Below are 16,309 nucleotides of genomic sequence, written 5' to 3' on the forward strand. Positions count from 1 at the left end.
GCGATTACCCATACGGAGGAACTATGGATCACCGTTTACTTGAAATTATTGCCTGCCCGGTGTGCAACGGCAAACTTTACTACAGCCAGGACAAACAAGAGCTGATTTGCAAGCTGGACAGTCTGGCATTCCCGCTGCGCGACGGTATTCCGGTATTGCTGGAAAACGAAGCCCGCTCCCTGGTGGCAGAAGAGAGCAAACCATGAGTTTTGTTGTCATTATTCCTGCGCGTTATGCATCAACCCGTCTGCCGGGTAAACCGCTGGTGGATATCAACGGCAAACCGATGATTGTGCATGTCCTTGAACGTGCGCGTGAGTCCGGTGCTGAGCGCGTTATCGTGGCAACCGATCATCCGGACGTTGCCCGTGCGGTTGAGGCGGCTGGTGGAGAAGTGTGCATGACCCGCGCCGATCACCAGTCCGGCACAGAGCGGCTGGCAGAAGTGGTTGAGAAATGCGGTTTTAATGATGATACGGTCATCGTTAACGTGCAGGGCGACGAGCCGATGATCCCGGCGGTCATTATTCGCCAGGTGGCGGAAAACCTGGCGCAGCGCCAGGTCGGTATGGCTACGCTCGCGGTACCTGTGCTCCACGCTGAAGAGGCGTTTAATCCGAACGCGGTGAAAGTGGTGATGGATGCCGAGGGCTATGCGCTCTACTTCTCTCGCGCCACTATTCCCTGGGATCGTGACCGTTTTGCGGTTTCAAAAGAGACCATTGGTGATTCATTCCTGCGTCATCTGGGGATCTACGGCTACCGCGCTGGCTTTATTCGTCGTTATGTCACCTGGGCACCCAGCCCGCTGGAGCATATCGAAATGCTGGAGCAGCTCCGCGTGCTCTGGTACGGGGAAAAAATCCACGTTGCCGTTGCGCAGGAAGTGCCAGGTACGGGTGTTGACACCCCGGAAGATCTTGAGCGCGTCCGCGCCGAATTGCGTTAATAGCGCCCGCATCCCTCCTTACGGGGGGATGCTCTCTCCAGGTTATTTTCCCTTTCTTTTCCATAATTGATCTCTGTCGGGTGACATCTTCTGTCCGCGCGCTCATTATAAAAGCAGTAGTCTTAATGGGGGTAATCTCATATGGAACAGCTGCGTGCTGAACTGAGCCATCTGCTGGGTGAGAAGTTAAGCAGGGTTGAGTGTGTGAACGAAAAAGCAGATACCGCACTCTGGTCGTTATATGACAGCCAGGGAAACCCAATGCCGCTGATGGCCCGAAGTTTTACCTCGCCGGGCGTTGCCAGGCAGCTGGCCTGGAAAATGTCGATGCTTGCGCGACAAGGGACCGTCCGCATGCCGACGGTGTATGGCGTGATGACGCATGAAGAACACCCCGGCCCCGATGTCCTGCTGATTGAGCGGTTACGTGGCGTGCCTGTGGAAGCGCCTGCTCGTTCACCGGAACGCTGGGAACAGCTGAAAGATCAGATTGTCGAGGCGCTGCTGGGCTGGCACAGACAAGACAGCGGTGGGCTCGTCGGGCCGGTAGACAGCACCCAGGAAAACCTGTGGCCACTGTGGTATCGCCAGCGGGTCGAAGTGTTGTGGGGCACCCTTAACCAGTTTAATAACACCGGTTTGACCATGCAGGACAAACGTATTTTGTTCCGCACCCGGGAGTGTTTGCCCGCGCTGTTTGACGGCTTTAACGACAACTGCGTGCTGGTTCACGGCAATTTTACCCTGCGCAGCATGCTGAAAGACCCTCGCAGCGACCAGCTTCTGGCAATGGTAGGGCCGGGGATCATGCTCTGGGCACCGCGCGAGTACGAGTTGTTCAGGCTCAGCGACAGCGGGGCCGCAGAGGGGTTACTCTGGCATTATCTCCAGCGGGCGCCGGTTGCAGAAGCGTTTCTCTGGCGCCGCTGGCTCTATCTGCTCTGGGATGAAGTGGCGCAACTGGTCAATACTGGCCGTTTTAATCGCGCCAACTTCGATCTCGCCACGAAATCACTCCTGCCCTGGCTCGCCTGACGCGCCTTTTAGCCATTGCCAGAGGCGTCCAAGCGTTTCGTAACCGACACGATCGCTGTGCATCAGCCATACCGGGGACGGGATCGCCCGTTCCCACGGGTTAAGCGGCGCGTCGATGGCCATCTGGTTAGCCGGCGCGGGGAGGGGATGCAGGCCAACTCTTTCGAAGAAAATCATCGCCCGCGGCAGGTGCGAGGCGGACGTAACCAGCAGGAACGGGGCATCGCCAATCGCCTGCTTCACGGCAGCAGCTTCTTCTTCGGTGTCTTTTGGGCTGTCCAGCGTGATGATAGCGGAACGCGGTACACCCAGCGATTCAGCCACTCTGGCTCCGGCTTCGGCCGTGCTGACCGGGTTTGTTTTTGCCGCCGCACCGGTAAAGATCATTTTCGATCCCGGATTCGCCAGCCACAGGCGAATACCTTCGTTCAGTCGAGGCAGGCTGTTGTTAATCAGGTTTGAACTGGGCGCCCAGTTCGGATCCCAGGTGTAACCTCCACCCAGCACCACGATATACTTCACCTCCTGATGACCCTGCCATGTCGGGTACCTGTTTTCGACAGGGCGTAACAGGCTATCCGCGACCGGTTGCAGACTCAGCAACAGCAGAACCAGCCAGCCGATGGTAATAAGGGTTTTGCCACTTTTCTGAAAGCGACTAAACCACACCAGCGCCAGCCCTAGCGCAATAATGATAAGCAGCAGTGGAAGGGGAAGCATCATCCCCCCAATGTATTTCTTCAGGGTAAAAAGCATCCTTTTTGGTTCCTTTTTTAACCATATAGCAGGTGATTACTCGTGATATTACACCAGAGAGGTTCATTCTCCGCGCGGGTGTGACAAAATAGCGGTTTTGCAGTTAGCGAGTGGAACTCTCCCAATGCGGGATCGCAATTTTGATGACATCGCGGAAAAGTTTTCGCGCAACATTTATGGCACCACGAAAGGGCAGTTGCGTCAGACGATCCTCTGGCAGGATCTGGACAACATCCTGGCCTCGTTTGAGGGGCAAACGTTGCGCGTGCTGGACGCTGGCGGCGGTGAAGGGCAGACGGCGATCAAAATGGCCCAGCGCGGTCATCACGTAACGCTTTGCGATCTTTCTGCTGAGATGATCGCGCGTGCGACGCGTGCCGCAGAAGAGAAAGGTGTGAGCGACAACATGCATTTTATACAATGCGCCGCTCAGGACATCGCACAGCATTTGGAAACCCAGGTTGATCTGATATTGTTTCATGCAGTGCTGGAGTGGGTTGCCGATCCGCAAAGCGTGTTACGCACCCTGTGGTCGATGTTGCGCCCGGGCGGTACGCTGTCACTGATGTTCTACAATGCTAACGGCTTCCTGATGCACAACATGGTTGCGGGTAACTTCGACTATGTTCAGGTCGGGATGCCAAAAAAGAAAAAACGCACGCTTTCCCCGGATTATCCGCGCGATCCGCAGCAGGTGTATGGCTGGCTGGAAGAGATTGGCTGGCAGATAACCGGGAAAACGGGCGTCAGGGTGTTTCATGATTATCTGCGTGAAAAACACAAACAGCGTGACTGTTTTGACACCTTAACAGAATTAGAAACGCGGTATTGCCGTCAGGAACCTTTTGTCAGTCTTGGCCGCTATATTCACGTCACCGCGCACAAGCCGCAGATGCAAGGATAACCTATGAGTGAATTTTCCCAGACAGTCCCCGAACTGGTTGCCTGGGCCAGGAAAAACGATTTCTCCATCTCGCTGCCGGTAGACAGACTCTCTTTCCTGCTGGCGGTTGCCACGCTGAACGGCGAACGGCTGGATGGCGAAATGAGCGAGGGTGAACTGGTGGATGCGTTCCGCCATGTCAGTGATGCGTTTGAGCAAACCAGCGAAACCATTAGCGTGCGTGCCAACAACGCAATCAACGATATGGTGCGTCAACGTCTGCTGAACCGCTTTACCAGCGAGCAGGCGGAAGGAAACGCCATCTATCGTCTGACGCCACTGGGTATCGGCATCACCGATTACTACATCCGCCAGCGTGAATTTTCCACGCTGCGTCTTTCCATGCAGCTCTCGATTGTGGCGGGTGAACTTAAGCGCGCCGCCGATGCAGCGGATGAAAACGGTGACGAATTCCACTGGCACCGTAACGTCTATGCGCCGCTGAAATATTCGGTGGCAGAGATTTTCGACAGCATCGATCTGACCCAGCGTCTGATGGATGAACAGCAGCAACAGGTAAAAGACGATATCGCGCAGTTGCTGAATAAAGACTGGCGTGCGGCCATCTCCAGCTGTGAAATGTTGCTGTCGGAAACCTCGGGTACGCTGCGTGAACTGCAGGATACGCTGGAAGCCGCAGGGGATAAGCTTCAGGCGAACCTGCTGCGCATCCAGGATGCGACCATGGCCCATGACGATCTGCATTTTATTGACCGTCTGGTGTTCGATCTGCAGAGCAAACTCGATCGTATTATCAGCTGGGGTCAGCAGTCGATTGACCTGTGGATCGGTTATGACCGTCACGTGCATAAATTTATCCGTACCGCGATCGATATGGATAAAAACCGCGTCTTTGCTCAGCGTCTGCGCCAGTCGGTACAGACCTATTTCGATGCGCCATGGGCGCTGACTTACGCCAGTGCCGATCGTCTGCTGGATATGCGCGACGAAGAGATGGCCCTGCGCGATGAAGAAGTGACCGGTGAACTGCCACCGGATCTGGAATATGAAGAGTTCAACGAAATTCGTGAGCAACTTGCGGCGATGATCGAAGAACAGCTCGCTGTCTACAAAACCAGACAAGTGCCGCTGGATCTTGGGCTCGTGGTGCGCGACTATCTGGCGCAATATCCTCGCGCACGCCACTTCGACATCGCCCGCATCGTGGTAGACCAGGCCGTGCGTCTGGGCGTCGCGCAAGCAGATTTCACCGGGCTGCCGCCGAAGTGGCAGCCGATTAACGATTACGGAGCCAAGGTACAGGCGCATGTCATTGACAAATATTGAACAAGTGATGCCAGTTAAGCTGGCACAGGCGCTGGCGAATCCGTTGTTTCCGGCGCTGGACAGCCAACTGCGTGCCGGTCGTCACATTGGCTTAGACGAGCTGGACAATCACGCCTTTTTGATGGACTTCCAGGAGTACCTGGAGGAGTTTTACGCCCGCTATAACGTGGAGCTTATCCGCGCACCGGAAGGGTTTTTCTACCTGCGTCCACGTTCCACAACCCTGATTCCGCGTTCCGTGCTCTCTGAGCTGGATATGATGGTCGGCAAAATTCTTTGCTACCTCTATCTCAGCCCGGAGCGTCTGGCAAATGAAGGCATCTTCACCCAGCAGGAGCTTTACGACGAGCTGCTGGCGCTGGCGGATGAGAGCAAGCTGCTTAAGCTGGTGAACAACCGCTCCACCGGCTCGGATCTTGACCGCCAGAAATTGCAGGAAAAAGTTCGCTCTTCCCTTAACCGTCTGCGTCGTCTGGGCATGGTCTGGTTTATGGGCCATGACAGCAGCAAATTCCGCATTACGGAATCTGTCTTCCGCTTCGGCGCCGATGTGCGTGCGGGCGACGATGCGCGTGAAGCGCAGCTTCGCATGATCCGCGACGGTGAAGCGATGCCGGTGGAAAACCATTTGCAGCTCGACGATGAGCATGAAGAGAATCTGCCGGATAGCGGGGAGGAAGAGTAATGATTGAACGCGGTAAATTTCGCTCACTAACGCTGATTAACTGGAACGGCTTCTTTGCCCGGACGTTCGATCTGGATGAGCTGGTTACGACGCTCTCCGGTGGTAACGGTGCGGGTAAATCCACCACCATGGCGGCGTTTGTTACGGCACTGATCCCCGATCTGACGCTGCTCCATTTCCGTAACACCACCGAAGCGGGGGCGACCAGCGGCTCTCGCGATAAAGGCCTGCACGGCAAACTCAAAGCAGGCGTCTGTTATTCGGTACTGGACGTCATTAACTCCCGACATCAGCGTGTGGTGGTGGGGGTACGTCTGCAGCAGGTCGCAGGCCGTGACCGTAAAGTGGACATTAAACCGTTTGCCATCCAGGGTCTGCCAACCTCCATGCAGCCCACAGCGCTGCTGACGGAAACCCTGAATGAGCGCCAGGCGCGCGTGCTGACGCTGCAGGAGCTGAAAGATAAGCTCGAAACCATCGAAGGCGTGCAGTTCAAGCAGTTCAACTCCATTACGGATTACCACTCCCTGATGTTCGATCTGGGCGTTGTGGCGCGTCGTCTGCGCAGCGCGTCTGACCGTAGCAAATACTACCGTTTGATCGAAGCATCGCTGTACGGTGGTATCTCCAGCGCCATTACCCGCTCCCTGCGCGACTACCTGTTGCCGGAAAACAGCGGCGTGCGTAAGGCCTTCCAGGATATGGAAGCTGCGCTGCGTGAAAACCGCATGACGCTCGAAGCCATTCGCGTGACGCAGTCTGACCGTGACCTGTTTAAGCACCTGATTAGCGAGGCCACCAACTACGTGGCGGCGGACTATATGCGTCACGCCAATGAACGTCGTGTCCATCTCGATCAGGCGTTAGAGTACCGCCGCGAACTGTTCACCTCCCGTAAACAGCTGGTTGCTGAGCAGTATAAGCACGTCGAAATGGCGCGTGAACTGGGCGAGCACAACGGCGCCGAAGGCGATCTGGAAGCCGATTACCAGGCTGCCAGCGATCACCTGAACCTGGTGCAGACCGCCCTGCGTCAGCAGGAGAAGATCGAGCGCTACGAAGCGGATCTCGATGAGCTGCAAATTCGTCTCGAAGAGCAAAATGAAGTGGTGGCGGAAGCTGCCGACATGCAGGAAGAGAACGAAGCACGTGCCGAGGCCGCCGAGCTGGAAGTGGATGAGCTGAAAAATCAGTTGGCCGATTACCAGCAGGCGCTGGACGTGCAGCAGACGCGTGCAATTCAGTATACCCAGGCACTTCAGGCGTTACAGCGTGCAAAAGAGCTGTGTCATCTGCCTGACCTCACCCCGGAAAGCGCTGACCAGTGGCTGGATACCTTCCAGGCCAAAGAGCAGGAAGCGACCGAGAAACTGCTCTCGCTTGAACAGAAGATGAGCGTCGCGCAAACGGCGCACAGTCAGTTTGAGCAAGCGTACCAGCTGGTTGTGGCAATTAACGGACCGCTTGCGCGTAACGAAGCGTGGGAAGTTGCCCGTGAACTGCTGCGCGACGGTGTGAACCAGCGCCATCTGGCCGAGCAGGTTCAGCCGCTGCGTATGCGCCTGAACGAACTGGAACAGCGTCTTCGCGAACAGCAGGAAGCCGAGCGTATGCTGGCGGAGTTCTGTAAGCGCCAGGGCAAAAATTACGATTTCGACGATCTTGAAGCTCTGCATCAGGAGCTCGAAGCGCGTATTGCTGCGCTTTCCGATTCCGTATCCAACGCCAGTGAACAGCGCATGACGCTGCGCCAGGAGATGGAGCAGCTGCAGTCCCGTTCTAAGGTGCTGCTGCAGCGTGCACCAGTCTGGCTGGCTGCCCAAAGCAGCCTGAACCAGCTCAGTGAACAGTGCGGCGAACAGTTTGAGTCCAGCCAGGACGTGACCGAATATCTGCAACAGCTGCTGGAGCGCGAGCGCGAGGCGATTGTTGAGCGCGATGAAGTCGGCGCCCGTAAACGTGAGATCGATGAAGAGATTGAGCGCTTAAGCCAGCCTGGTGGTTCGGAAGATTCACGTCTGAACGCCCTGGCTGAACGTTTTGGCGGCGTGCTGTTGTCCGAAATCTATGACGATGTCGGTCTGGACGATGCGCCGTACTTCTCAGCCCTGTATGGCCCATCACGTAACGCGATTGTGGTCCCGGATCTGTCGCTGATTGCTGACCAACTGGCAGGGCTGGAAGATTGCCCGGAAGACCTCTATTTAATCGAAGGGGACCCGCAGTCGTTCGATGACAGCGTATTCAGCGTCGATGAGCTGGAAAAAGCGGTTGTCGTCAAAATCGCCGATCGTCAGTGGCGTTATTCTCGCTTCCCTGAGCTTCCGCTGTTTGGTCGCGCAGCGCGTGAAAACCGGATTGAAAGTCTGCACGCCGAGCGTGAGACGCTGTCTGAACGTTTTGCGACCCTGTCGTTTGACGTGCAGAAAACCCAGCGTCTTCATCAGGCGTTCAGCCGCTTTATCGGCAGCCATCTGGGCGTGGCGTTTGAAGCTGACCCGGAAGCCGAAATTCGCAAGCTCAACACTCGTCGCGGCGAGCTTGAGCGTGCGATCTCAAACCATGAAAATGACAACCAGCAAAGCCGCGTTCAGTTCGAACAGGCGAAAGAGGGCGTTGCGGCCCTTAACCGCATCCTGCCTCGCCTGAATCTGCTGGCAGATGACACGCTGGCTGACCGCGTGGATGAGATTCAGGAACGTCTGGATGAAGCTCAGGAAGCGGCACGTTTTGTTCAGCAGTACGGTAATCAGCTGGCGAAGCTCGAACCAATGGTCTCCGTGTTGCAGAGCGATCCGGAGCAGTTCGAACAGTTAAAAGAAGATTATGCCTGGTCGCAGCAGGTGCAGCGCGAAGCGCGCCAGCAGGCGTTTGCCCTGACGGAAGTGGTGCAGCGCCGGGCCCACTTCGGCTACTCCGATTCCGCGGAGATGCTGAGCGGTAACAGCGATCTCAATGAGAAGCTGCGTCAGCGCCTTGAACAGGCTGAAGCGGAACGTACTCGCGCCCGTGACGCGATGCGTAGCCACTCGGCACAGCTAAACCAGTACAATCAGGTCCTGGCCTCGCTGAAAAGCTCCTTCGACACCAAGAAAGAGCTGTTAAACGATCTTCAGAAAGAGTTACAGGACATTGGCGTCCGTGCTGACAGCGGAGCAGAAGAGCGGGCGCGTATCCGTCGTGATGAACTGCATGCGCAGCTCAGTAATAACCGCGCACGTCGTAATCAGCTGGAAAAAGCGCTGACCTTCTGTGAAGCGGAAATGGATAACCTGACTCGTCGCCTGCGCAAGCTGGAGCGTGATTATCACGAAATGCGTGAGCAGGTCGTGACCGCGAAGGCGGGCTGGTGCGCCGTCATGCGGATGGTGAAAGACAATAACGTTGAACGCCGTCTGCATCGTCGCGAGCTGGCCTATCTCTCTGCGGATGAACTGCGCTCTATGTCGGATAAGGCGCTGGGTGCCTTGCGTCTGGCGGTGGCGGATAACGAACACCTGCGCGATGTGCTGCGTATGTCCGAAGATCCGAAACGCCCTGAGCGTAAGATCCAGTTCTTCGTGGCCGTTTATCAGCACCTGCGTGAGCGTATTCGTCAGGACATCATTCGTACCGACGATCCGGTCGAAGCCATTGAGCAGATGGAAATCGAACTGGGCCGCCTGACGGAAGAGCTGACCTCCCGCGAGCAGAAGCTGGCTATCAGTTCCCGCAGCGTGGCGAATATCATCCGTAAAACCATCCAGCGCGAGCAGAACCGAATTCGCCAGCTGAACCAGGGCTTGCAGAGCGTATCGTTTGGTCAGGTAAACAGCGTGCGTCTGAACGTGAACGTGCGTGAAGCGCACTCGACGCTGCTGGAAGTGTTGTCTGAACAGCACGAACAGCATCAGGATCTGTTCAACAGCAACCGTCTGACCTTCTCCGAAGCGCTGGCGAAACTGTATCAGCGCCTTAATCCGCAGATTGACATGGGGCAACGCACGCCGCAAACCATTGGTGAAGAGCTCCTGGATTACCGTAACTACCTGGAAATGGAAGTGGAGGTTAACCGTGGTTCAGACGGCTGGCTCCGTGCGGAGTCCGGTGCACTCTCTACCGGTGAAGCTATCGGTACCGGGATGTCGATTCTGGTGATGGTGGTCCAGAGCTGGGAAGATGAAGCACGTCGTCTGCGTGGCAAAGATATCTCCCCATGTCGACTGCTGTTCCTGGATGAAGCGGCGCGTCTTGACGCCCGCTCAATTGCCACGCTGTTTGAACTCTGTGAGCGTCTTGATATGCAGCTCATTATCGCTGCGCCGGAGAACATCAGTCCTGAGAAAGGCACCACGTATAAACTGGTGCGTAAGGTATTCCAGAATACCGAACACGTTCACGTGGTCGGGTTACGCGGTTTTGCCCCACAGCCGCCAGAATCCTTACCGGAAACAACGGCAGACGCGTCCTGAGGCGTTTTCTAACCGTGAGCGGCGCACCAGCGCCGCTTTTTTTTTCGCTTAACTTGTGTTTAAGGCTGCGTTATCTTTAAACTTCTTTACATAAGGTAAGGCAACAGGTTTGCCGTCACCCTATAATAAAAGAAAGCCCCAACGTGATGGGCATGTCGTGAAAACAGGGGGCAAGGGATGTTGCTAAAGAAAAAATGTGGTCGTCAGCTGTCTGCGCTAAGTTTATGCCTGGCAGTGACGTTTGCTCCACTGTTAACCGCTCAGGCCGACGAGCCTGAAATTGTGCCGACTGACAGCACAGCAACGACTGGCACACAGCCAACGTCGCTGTCTCAACCGCTGGAGCAGTCTCCTGCGACGGCCATCATGGCCGGTATTAAACCGTTGCCAGAAGGCATCGACGCGGAATCGCTTCGCCAGCAGCTGCTGTCTGGGCTGCCAGCAGGCTACACGCCTGTCTATACCAGTCAGCTCACGCTGCTCTATGCGGCGCGTGACATGAAACCCATGTGGGAAAACCGCGATGCGGTGCGCGCCTTCCAGCAACAGCTGGCAGAAGTCGCCATTGCAGGGTTCCAGCCGCAGTTCACAAAATGGGTTGAGCTCTTAACCGATCCTGCTGTCACCGGGCAGGCGCGGGACGTGGTGCTTTCCGATGCCATGATGGGGTATCTCCAGTTTGTGGCCGGTATTCCGGTCAATGGTAACCGTTGGTTGTACAGCGATAAGCCTTACAAGCTGGCGACTCCGGCACTGTCGGTAATTAACCAGTGGCAACTGGCGCTGGATAGTGGCGATCTGCCGCGCTTTATTGCGAGCCTCGCGCCGGCACATCCGCAATACGCGACCATGCATCAGTCGCTTCTGGAACTGGTCGGGGATTCACGTCCGTGGCCGCAGATGCGTGGTACCGCGACGCTGCGTCCTGGACAGTGGAGCAGCGATGTGCCTGCCCTGCGTGAGATCCTCAAACGCTCCGGTATTCTTGATAGCGGGCCTAAAATTGCCCTGCCGGGTGACGATGCGCAAAGCGTCGTTGTCAGCCCGTCAGCCCCGGTGAAAGAGAAAAAAGCCGCCGTTCTGAGTGATAAGCCCGCGGCCTACGATCGGGAGCTGGTTGCAGCGGTTAAGCAGTTTCAGGCTGCTCAGGGGCTGGGTGCTGATGGCGTGATTGGCCAGTCAACGCGCGACTGGCTGAACGTCTCACCTGCGCAGCGTGCAGGGGTGCTGGCGCTCAATATCCAGCGTTTACGCTTGCTGCCAGGGACCCTCTCTACCGGCATCATGGTGAATATTCCGGCGTATTCGCTGGTCTATTACCAGAACGGCAGTGAAGTGCTGGCGTCACGCGTGATTGTGGGACGTCCCGATCGCAAAACGCCGATGATGAGCAGTGCCCTGAACAACGTGGTGGTTAACCCGCCGTGGAACGTACCGCCGACGCTGGCACGTAAAGACATTCTGCCCAAGATCTGGAACGATCCGGGTTACCTGGAACGCCATGGCTATACGGTGATGCGCGGCTGGAACAGCAAAGAGGCGATAGACCCCTATATGGTCGACTGGTCAACCATTACCGCGTCTAATCTGCCATTCCGGTTCCAGCAGGCACCCGGTGCGCATAACTCGCTCGGACGCTACAAATTCAATATGCCGAGTTCAGATGCTATCTATCTGCACGATACGCCGAACCACAATCTGTTCCAGAAAGACACCCGCGCGCTGAGTTCAGGCTGTGTGCGTGTCAATAAAGCCTCGGAGCTGGCTAATATGCTGTTGCAGGATGCAGGCTGGAACGATACGCGCATCTCTGACGCCCTGAAGCAGGGGGATACGCGTTACGTTAATATTCGTCATAATATTCCGGTCAATCTTTATTATCTGACGGCGTTTGTGGGTGAGGACGGGCGGACGCAGTATCGTACAGATATTTACAATTATGATCTCACGGCGCGATCCGGCGCACAAATTTTGCCAAAAGCTGAACAATTAATCAGGTAAATGAAGCAGTTCGGGAAAATAGGTTGTCGTAAGTAATGGTGAATACGGGGCTATATGGCTGGAGGCCGCGTATTTACTGGGGTTGGGTGCCTTGACGTAGTCGGCTTTGCCAGTTAAGGTGCCCTTCGTGCGCTAAGCATATTTACGATAAACATTGACCTGTAGACCTGATTATCATGGACAAATTTGACGCTAATCGCCGCAAACTGCTGGCGTTAGGTGGTGTTGCGCTCGGCGCAGCGGCCATCTTGCCGACGCCAGCATTTGCCACCCTCTCGACACCTCGTCCGCGAGTTTTAACGCTCAACAATCTCCACACCGGTGAGTCGTTAAAAGCGGAGTTCTTCGATGGCAGAGGCTATATTCAGGATGAATTAGCAAGACTTAACCATTTTTTCCGTGATTTCCGCGCGAATAAAATAAAAGCCATCGACCCAGGACTGTTTGATCAGTTATTCCGCCTTCAGGGCCTGCTGGGTACCAGCAAGCCAGTGCAGCTTATTTCTGGTTATCGCTCTGTTGATACCAATAATGAACTGCGCGCCCATAGCCGTGGGGTAGCGAAAAAAAGCTATCACACGAAGGGACAGGCAATGGATTTCCATATTGAAGGCGTTTCGTTAGCCAATATTCGCAAAGCTGCGTTATCTATGCGCGCAGGTGGTGTAGGATATTACCCAAGTAGCAACTTTGTGCATATTGATACCGGTCCGGTCCGGCACTGGTAATAACGAAACACAGGAGCAGTATGAACTATCGTATTATTCCGGTTACTGCATTCTCCCAGAATTGTTCATTAATCTGGTGTGAGCAAACCAAACTGGCCGCGCTTGTCGATCCCGGCGGTGACGCTGAGAAAATCAAGCAGGAAGTCGCTGATAGCGGTGTCACGCTGATGCAGATTTTACTGACGCATGGTCATCTTGATCATGTTGGTGCGGCGGCGGAGCTGGCACAGCACTTCGGTGTGCCTGTGATCGGTCCGGAAAAAGAAGATGAGTTCTGGCTGCAGGGTTTACCAGCCCAGAGCCGCATGTTTGGCCTTGATGAGTGTCTGCCCCTGACGCCCGATCGCTGGCTAAATGAAGGAGAGCGCGTTAACGTAGGGAATGTGACTTTGCAGGTGTTGCATTGTCCTGGGCATACGCCAGGCCATATTGTCTTCTTTGATGACCAGTCCCGTCTGCTGATTTCCGGCGATGTGATTTTCAAAGGTGGCGTAGGACGCAGCGATTTTCCACGTGGCGACCACGGACAGCTGATTCAGTCGATTAAACAGAAGTTGTTGCCGCTGGGCGATGATGTGACGTTTATCCCTGGACACGGTCCGATGTCGACGCTGGGTTATGAACGACTCCATAACCCGTTCCTTCAGGACGAAATGCCTGTCTGGTAACCAGAATAAAAAAAAGCCTGCATTACGCAGGCTTTTTTTATGGGTGCAATTTACAGCACGGCGACGATGGCTTCGCACAGCGGCGCCATATTGTCTGGGGTCATGCCTGCAACGTTGACGCGGCCAGACGCCACGGCGTAGACGCCAAACTCTTCACGCAGACGCAGAACCTGTTCTTTGGTCAGGCCGCTGAAAGAGAACATACCGTTCTGCTTAATAATAAAGCTGAAGTCACGGTCAGCGCCTTTCTCCGCAAGGGTGTTCACAAACAGCAGACGCATGCGCTGAATACGCTGACGCATATCGTTCAGCTCTTGTTCCCAGATAGCGCGCAGTGCATCGTTGCTCAGGATAGTCGCAACGACAGAGGCACCGTGTGCAGGCGGGTTAGAGTAGTTAGCGCGGATCACGGATTTCATCTGGCTGAATGCACGATCAACGGTTTCAGTGTTCGCCGCAACCAGCGTACAGGCACCGACACGCTCATTGTACAGACCGAAGTTCTTGGAGTAAGAGCTTGCCACGATCAGTTCCTGATGTACGGCAGCAAAAGCGCGCAGGCCTTCCGCATCTTCTTCCAGACCACGGGCGAAGCCCTGGTATGCAAAGTCAAACAGCGGCAGCCAGCCTTTTTCTACGGAGAGCTTCGCCAGCTGTTCCCACTGTTCCAGCGTTGGATCAATACCGGTTGGGTTGTGGCAGCAGCCGTGGAACAGCACCACATCACCCGCCTGAGCCTCGTTCAGGCTGGCCAGCAGACCGTCGAAGTCCAGAGAGTGGTTAGCCGCGTCGTAGTAAGCATATTCGCGGACTTCCAGGCCTGCAGAGTTGAATACGCTCTTGTGGTTTGGCCAGCTTGGGTTGCTCACCCAGACACGCTTAACAGAGGTGTTTTTCGCAAGGAAATCCGCCGCGACGCGCAGCGCGCCGGTACCGCCAGGGGTCTGTGCTGTACGCGCACGCTTGTCGCTCACAATTGCACTGCCTTTGCCGAACAGCAGTTCCTGAGTGCAACGACCAAATTCAGGGATACCATCAATACCGAGGTAATTTTTGGTGGTTTCATTTTCCAGCAGATACTGCTCAGCTTTTTTAACGCTGGTCAGCACCGGGGTTTTGCCGGTTTCATCTTTATATACACCAATACCCAGGTTGATTTTACCAGGGCGGTCGTCGGCACGAAACAGATCGGCCAGGCCCAGAATAGGGTCGGCAGGAGCGGCGGTAATGTTCTCAAACATGACGAAGTTCCATTGTGATTACAGAAGTGAAATCCGCTATCAGGTTAACGGTAGATTTACAAAATGCCAACCGTTTGCGACAAAAAGCGTGCGGCTTTTCAAAAGTCGCCATTTTTTGCTATCAGACATAAAAAAAACAGGGCCGAAGCCCTGTTCATTAAGCATATAACAACGTGGTGTACTGATTAGAACTGGTAGGTCACAGCCATTGCAACCTGGTCGTCTTTACCGTTCACGATACCCACGCTACGAGAGTAGTCGGTGTCGTCGATCAGGTTCAGCTGGTAATCAACATAGATGTTGAAGTTTTTGTTGAAGTAGTAAGTTGCACCCAGTTCAACGAATTTCTGCAGGTCAGCATCGCCGCCAGCGAAGGTGCCACGTTGTGCAAGGTTTTTACCTTTAGACTGCACGTAGGACACGGATGGGCGCAGACCGAAGTCGAACTGGTACTGAGCGATAACTTCGAAGTTCTGCGTTTTGTTTGCGAAAGAACCGTCGTCTTCACGGGTCATGTTACGCGTTTCAGCATAGGTGGTTGCCAGGTAGATGTTGTTCGCATCGTATTTAGCACCAACAGCCCATGCTTCCGCTTTCTCGCCTTTGCCGTCTGCGGATTGCCCGTCAGTACGGTCAGAGTTGCTGTATGCGCCGATCAGGCCGAAACCTTCACCGAACTCATAACCTACAGAGGTACCGAAACCGTCACCGTTAGCGGTTCTCACGTCAGTACGCTCGTTTTTGCCCTGATACTGCAGGCCCAGGCTCAGACCATCAACCAGACCGAAGAAGTCAGAGTTGCGGTAAGTCAGGAGACCAGAGTTACGGCCAGTCATGAAGTTGTCAGAGTAGTTTGCCCAGGTCATACCTGAGAAAGATGGCGCCATATCGGTGTAAGATTCTACGTCGTATACGATACCGTAGTTACGGCCGTAGTCGATGGAACCTGCATCACCCGCTTTCAGACCGGCGAATGCCAGACGGGTACGCTGAGTCTGGTTGCTTTCTGCCTGGCTTGCCAGAGCACGGTATTCCCACTGACCGAAACCAGTCAGTTGGTCGTTAATTTGAGTCTCGCCTTTGAAACCGATCTGAGCATAGGTAGCGTCGTTGCTGTCAGTGTTGTCACCAGAGGTAACGAAGTCGTGCTCACCAACCACTTTCCCGTACAGATCCAGTTTGTTGCCGCTTTTGTTATAGATTTCTGCAGCGTTAGCTGCACCGGCTACCAGCAGGGCAGGGATTACCACTGCCAGAATATTGCGCTTCATCATTATTTATTACCCTCATTGGTTTTTTTATGACACTCGCCACTGCCGTCAATAAATTCTGTCAATAAATATTTCCGGAACTATTGATGAGAGTTAGGTGTCTTTATGTATCTGACAGGCATCTTTCCATTCATAGAACCGTTTCGCTAGCCTGAAAGTGCTACAATTCTCAAGATTAAGTTACAAAAAGAAATCATGTGTAACTAAATGTGTATTTTTCGGAACTTTGTGAACCACCTCAAATTTCAGTGTCCACTGGCGAATTAAACGGCAGATACTTTGATATCTATATGA

The 16,309-nt window shown here is 54.7% G+C and carries 13 protein-coding genes; 10 read left to right on the forward strand and 3 right to left on the reverse strand.

All coding sequences use genetic code 11. The annotated features are described in order from the left end of the window. Positions 1 to 23: 23 nt before the first annotated feature. The 3 genes from ycaR (at position 24) to AM379_RS15895 (ending at position 1,984) form a co-directional block, all read left to right on the forward strand. Complete coding sequence (gene ycaR, locus AM379_RS15885) at positions 24 to 206, forward strand: protein YcaR (protein WP_006174474.1); 183 nt, start codon at positions 24 to 26, stop codon at positions 204 to 206. Next, complete coding sequence (kdsB, locus tag AM379_RS15890; protein WP_032677803.1) at positions 203 to 949, forward strand: 3-deoxy-manno-octulosonate cytidylyltransferase; 747 nt, start codon at positions 203 to 205, stop codon at positions 947 to 949. The genes ycaR and kdsB overlap by 4 nt, the downstream gene beginning before the upstream one ends. Before the next feature lie 141 nt (positions 950 to 1,090). Then, positions 1,091 to 1,984, forward strand: a complete 894-nt coding sequence (locus tag AM379_RS15895) for a YcbJ family phosphotransferase (protein ID WP_014169395.1) — start codon at positions 1,091 to 1,093, stop codon at positions 1,982 to 1,984. Here AM379_RS15895 and elyC read toward each other — a convergent pair. Further along, on the reverse strand, positions 1,961 to 2,740 hold the full coding sequence (gene elyC / locus AM379_RS15900) for an envelope biogenesis factor ElyC (RefSeq protein ID WP_014169396.1): 780 nt from the start codon (positions 2,738 to 2,740) through the stop codon (positions 1,961 to 1,963). The two genes, AM379_RS15895 and elyC, sit on opposite strands and share 24 nt — an antisense overlap. Before the next feature lie 124 nt (positions 2,741 to 2,864). Here elyC and cmoM point away from each other — a divergent pair, with 124 nt between their 5' ends. From cmoM to AM379_RS15935, 7 genes are all read left to right on the forward strand, one after another. Next, positions 2,865 to 3,644: a tRNA uridine 5-oxyacetic acid(34) methyltransferase CmoM gene (gene cmoM / locus AM379_RS15905; protein WP_032677804.1), complete on the forward strand. Its 780-nt coding sequence runs from the start codon at positions 2,865 to 2,867 to the stop codon at positions 3,642 to 3,644. A gap of 3 nt (positions 3,645 to 3,647) precedes the next feature. Then, the gene (mukF, locus tag AM379_RS15910; protein ID WP_014169399.1) at positions 3,648 to 4,970 is read left to right on the forward strand and encodes a chromosome partition protein MukF; all 1,323 of its coding nucleotides are present in this window, start codon (positions 3,648 to 3,650) and stop codon (positions 4,968 to 4,970) included. Next, positions 4,951 to 5,655 (forward strand): chromosome partition protein MukE, encoded by a 705-nt coding sequence (gene mukE, locus AM379_RS15915; protein ID WP_014169400.1) that lies wholly within the window; start codon positions 4,951 to 4,953, stop codon positions 5,653 to 5,655. Before mukF ends, mukE begins: the two co-directional genes overlap by 20 nt. Continuing rightward, positions 5,655 to 10,106 (forward strand): chromosome partition protein MukB, encoded by a 4,452-nt coding sequence (mukB, locus tag AM379_RS15920; protein ID WP_014169401.1) that lies wholly within the window; start codon positions 5,655 to 5,657, stop codon positions 10,104 to 10,106. Before mukE ends, mukB begins: the two co-directional genes overlap by 1 nt. 177 nt (positions 10,107 to 10,283) lie before the next feature. Then, positions 10,284 to 12,107: a L,D-transpeptidase gene (gene ldtD, locus AM379_RS15925; protein WP_032677805.1), complete on the forward strand. Its 1,824-nt coding sequence runs from the start codon at positions 10,284 to 10,286 to the stop codon at positions 12,105 to 12,107. A 176-nt stretch (positions 12,108 to 12,283) separates the two neighbouring features. After that, positions 12,284 to 12,835 carry a YcbK family protein gene (locus tag AM379_RS15930; protein ID WP_014169403.1) on the forward strand — a complete coding sequence of 184 codons (552 nt, stop codon included), beginning with the start codon at positions 12,284 to 12,286 and terminating at the stop codon, positions 12,833 to 12,835. 20 nt (positions 12,836 to 12,855) lie between these two features. Continuing rightward, positions 12,856 to 13,503, forward strand: coding sequence for an MBL fold metallo-hydrolase (locus AM379_RS15935; protein ID WP_020884810.1), 648 nt, complete (start codon positions 12,856 to 12,858; stop codon positions 13,501 to 13,503). 50 nt (positions 13,504 to 13,553) lie between these two features. Here AM379_RS15935 and aspC read toward each other — a convergent pair whose 3' ends face one another. Continuing rightward, the gene (gene aspC / locus AM379_RS15940; protein ID WP_020884809.1) at positions 13,554 to 14,744 is read right to left on the reverse strand and encodes an aspartate transaminase; all 1,191 of its coding nucleotides are present in this window, start codon (positions 14,742 to 14,744) and stop codon (positions 13,554 to 13,556) included. A 185-nt stretch (positions 14,745 to 14,929) separates the two neighbouring features. Then, positions 14,930 to 16,018 carry a porin gene (locus AM379_RS15950; protein ID WP_020884808.1) on the reverse strand — a complete coding sequence of 363 codons (1,089 nt, stop codon included), beginning with the start codon at positions 16,016 to 16,018 and terminating at the stop codon, positions 14,930 to 14,932. Positions 16,019 to 16,309: the final 291 nt, after the last annotated feature.

Source organism: Enterobacter cloacae complex sp. FDA-CDC-AR_0132 (assembly GCF_003010695.1).
In the GTDB taxonomy this organism is placed as follows: Bacteria; Pseudomonadota; Gammaproteobacteria; order Enterobacterales; family Enterobacteriaceae; genus Enterobacter; species Enterobacter ludwigii.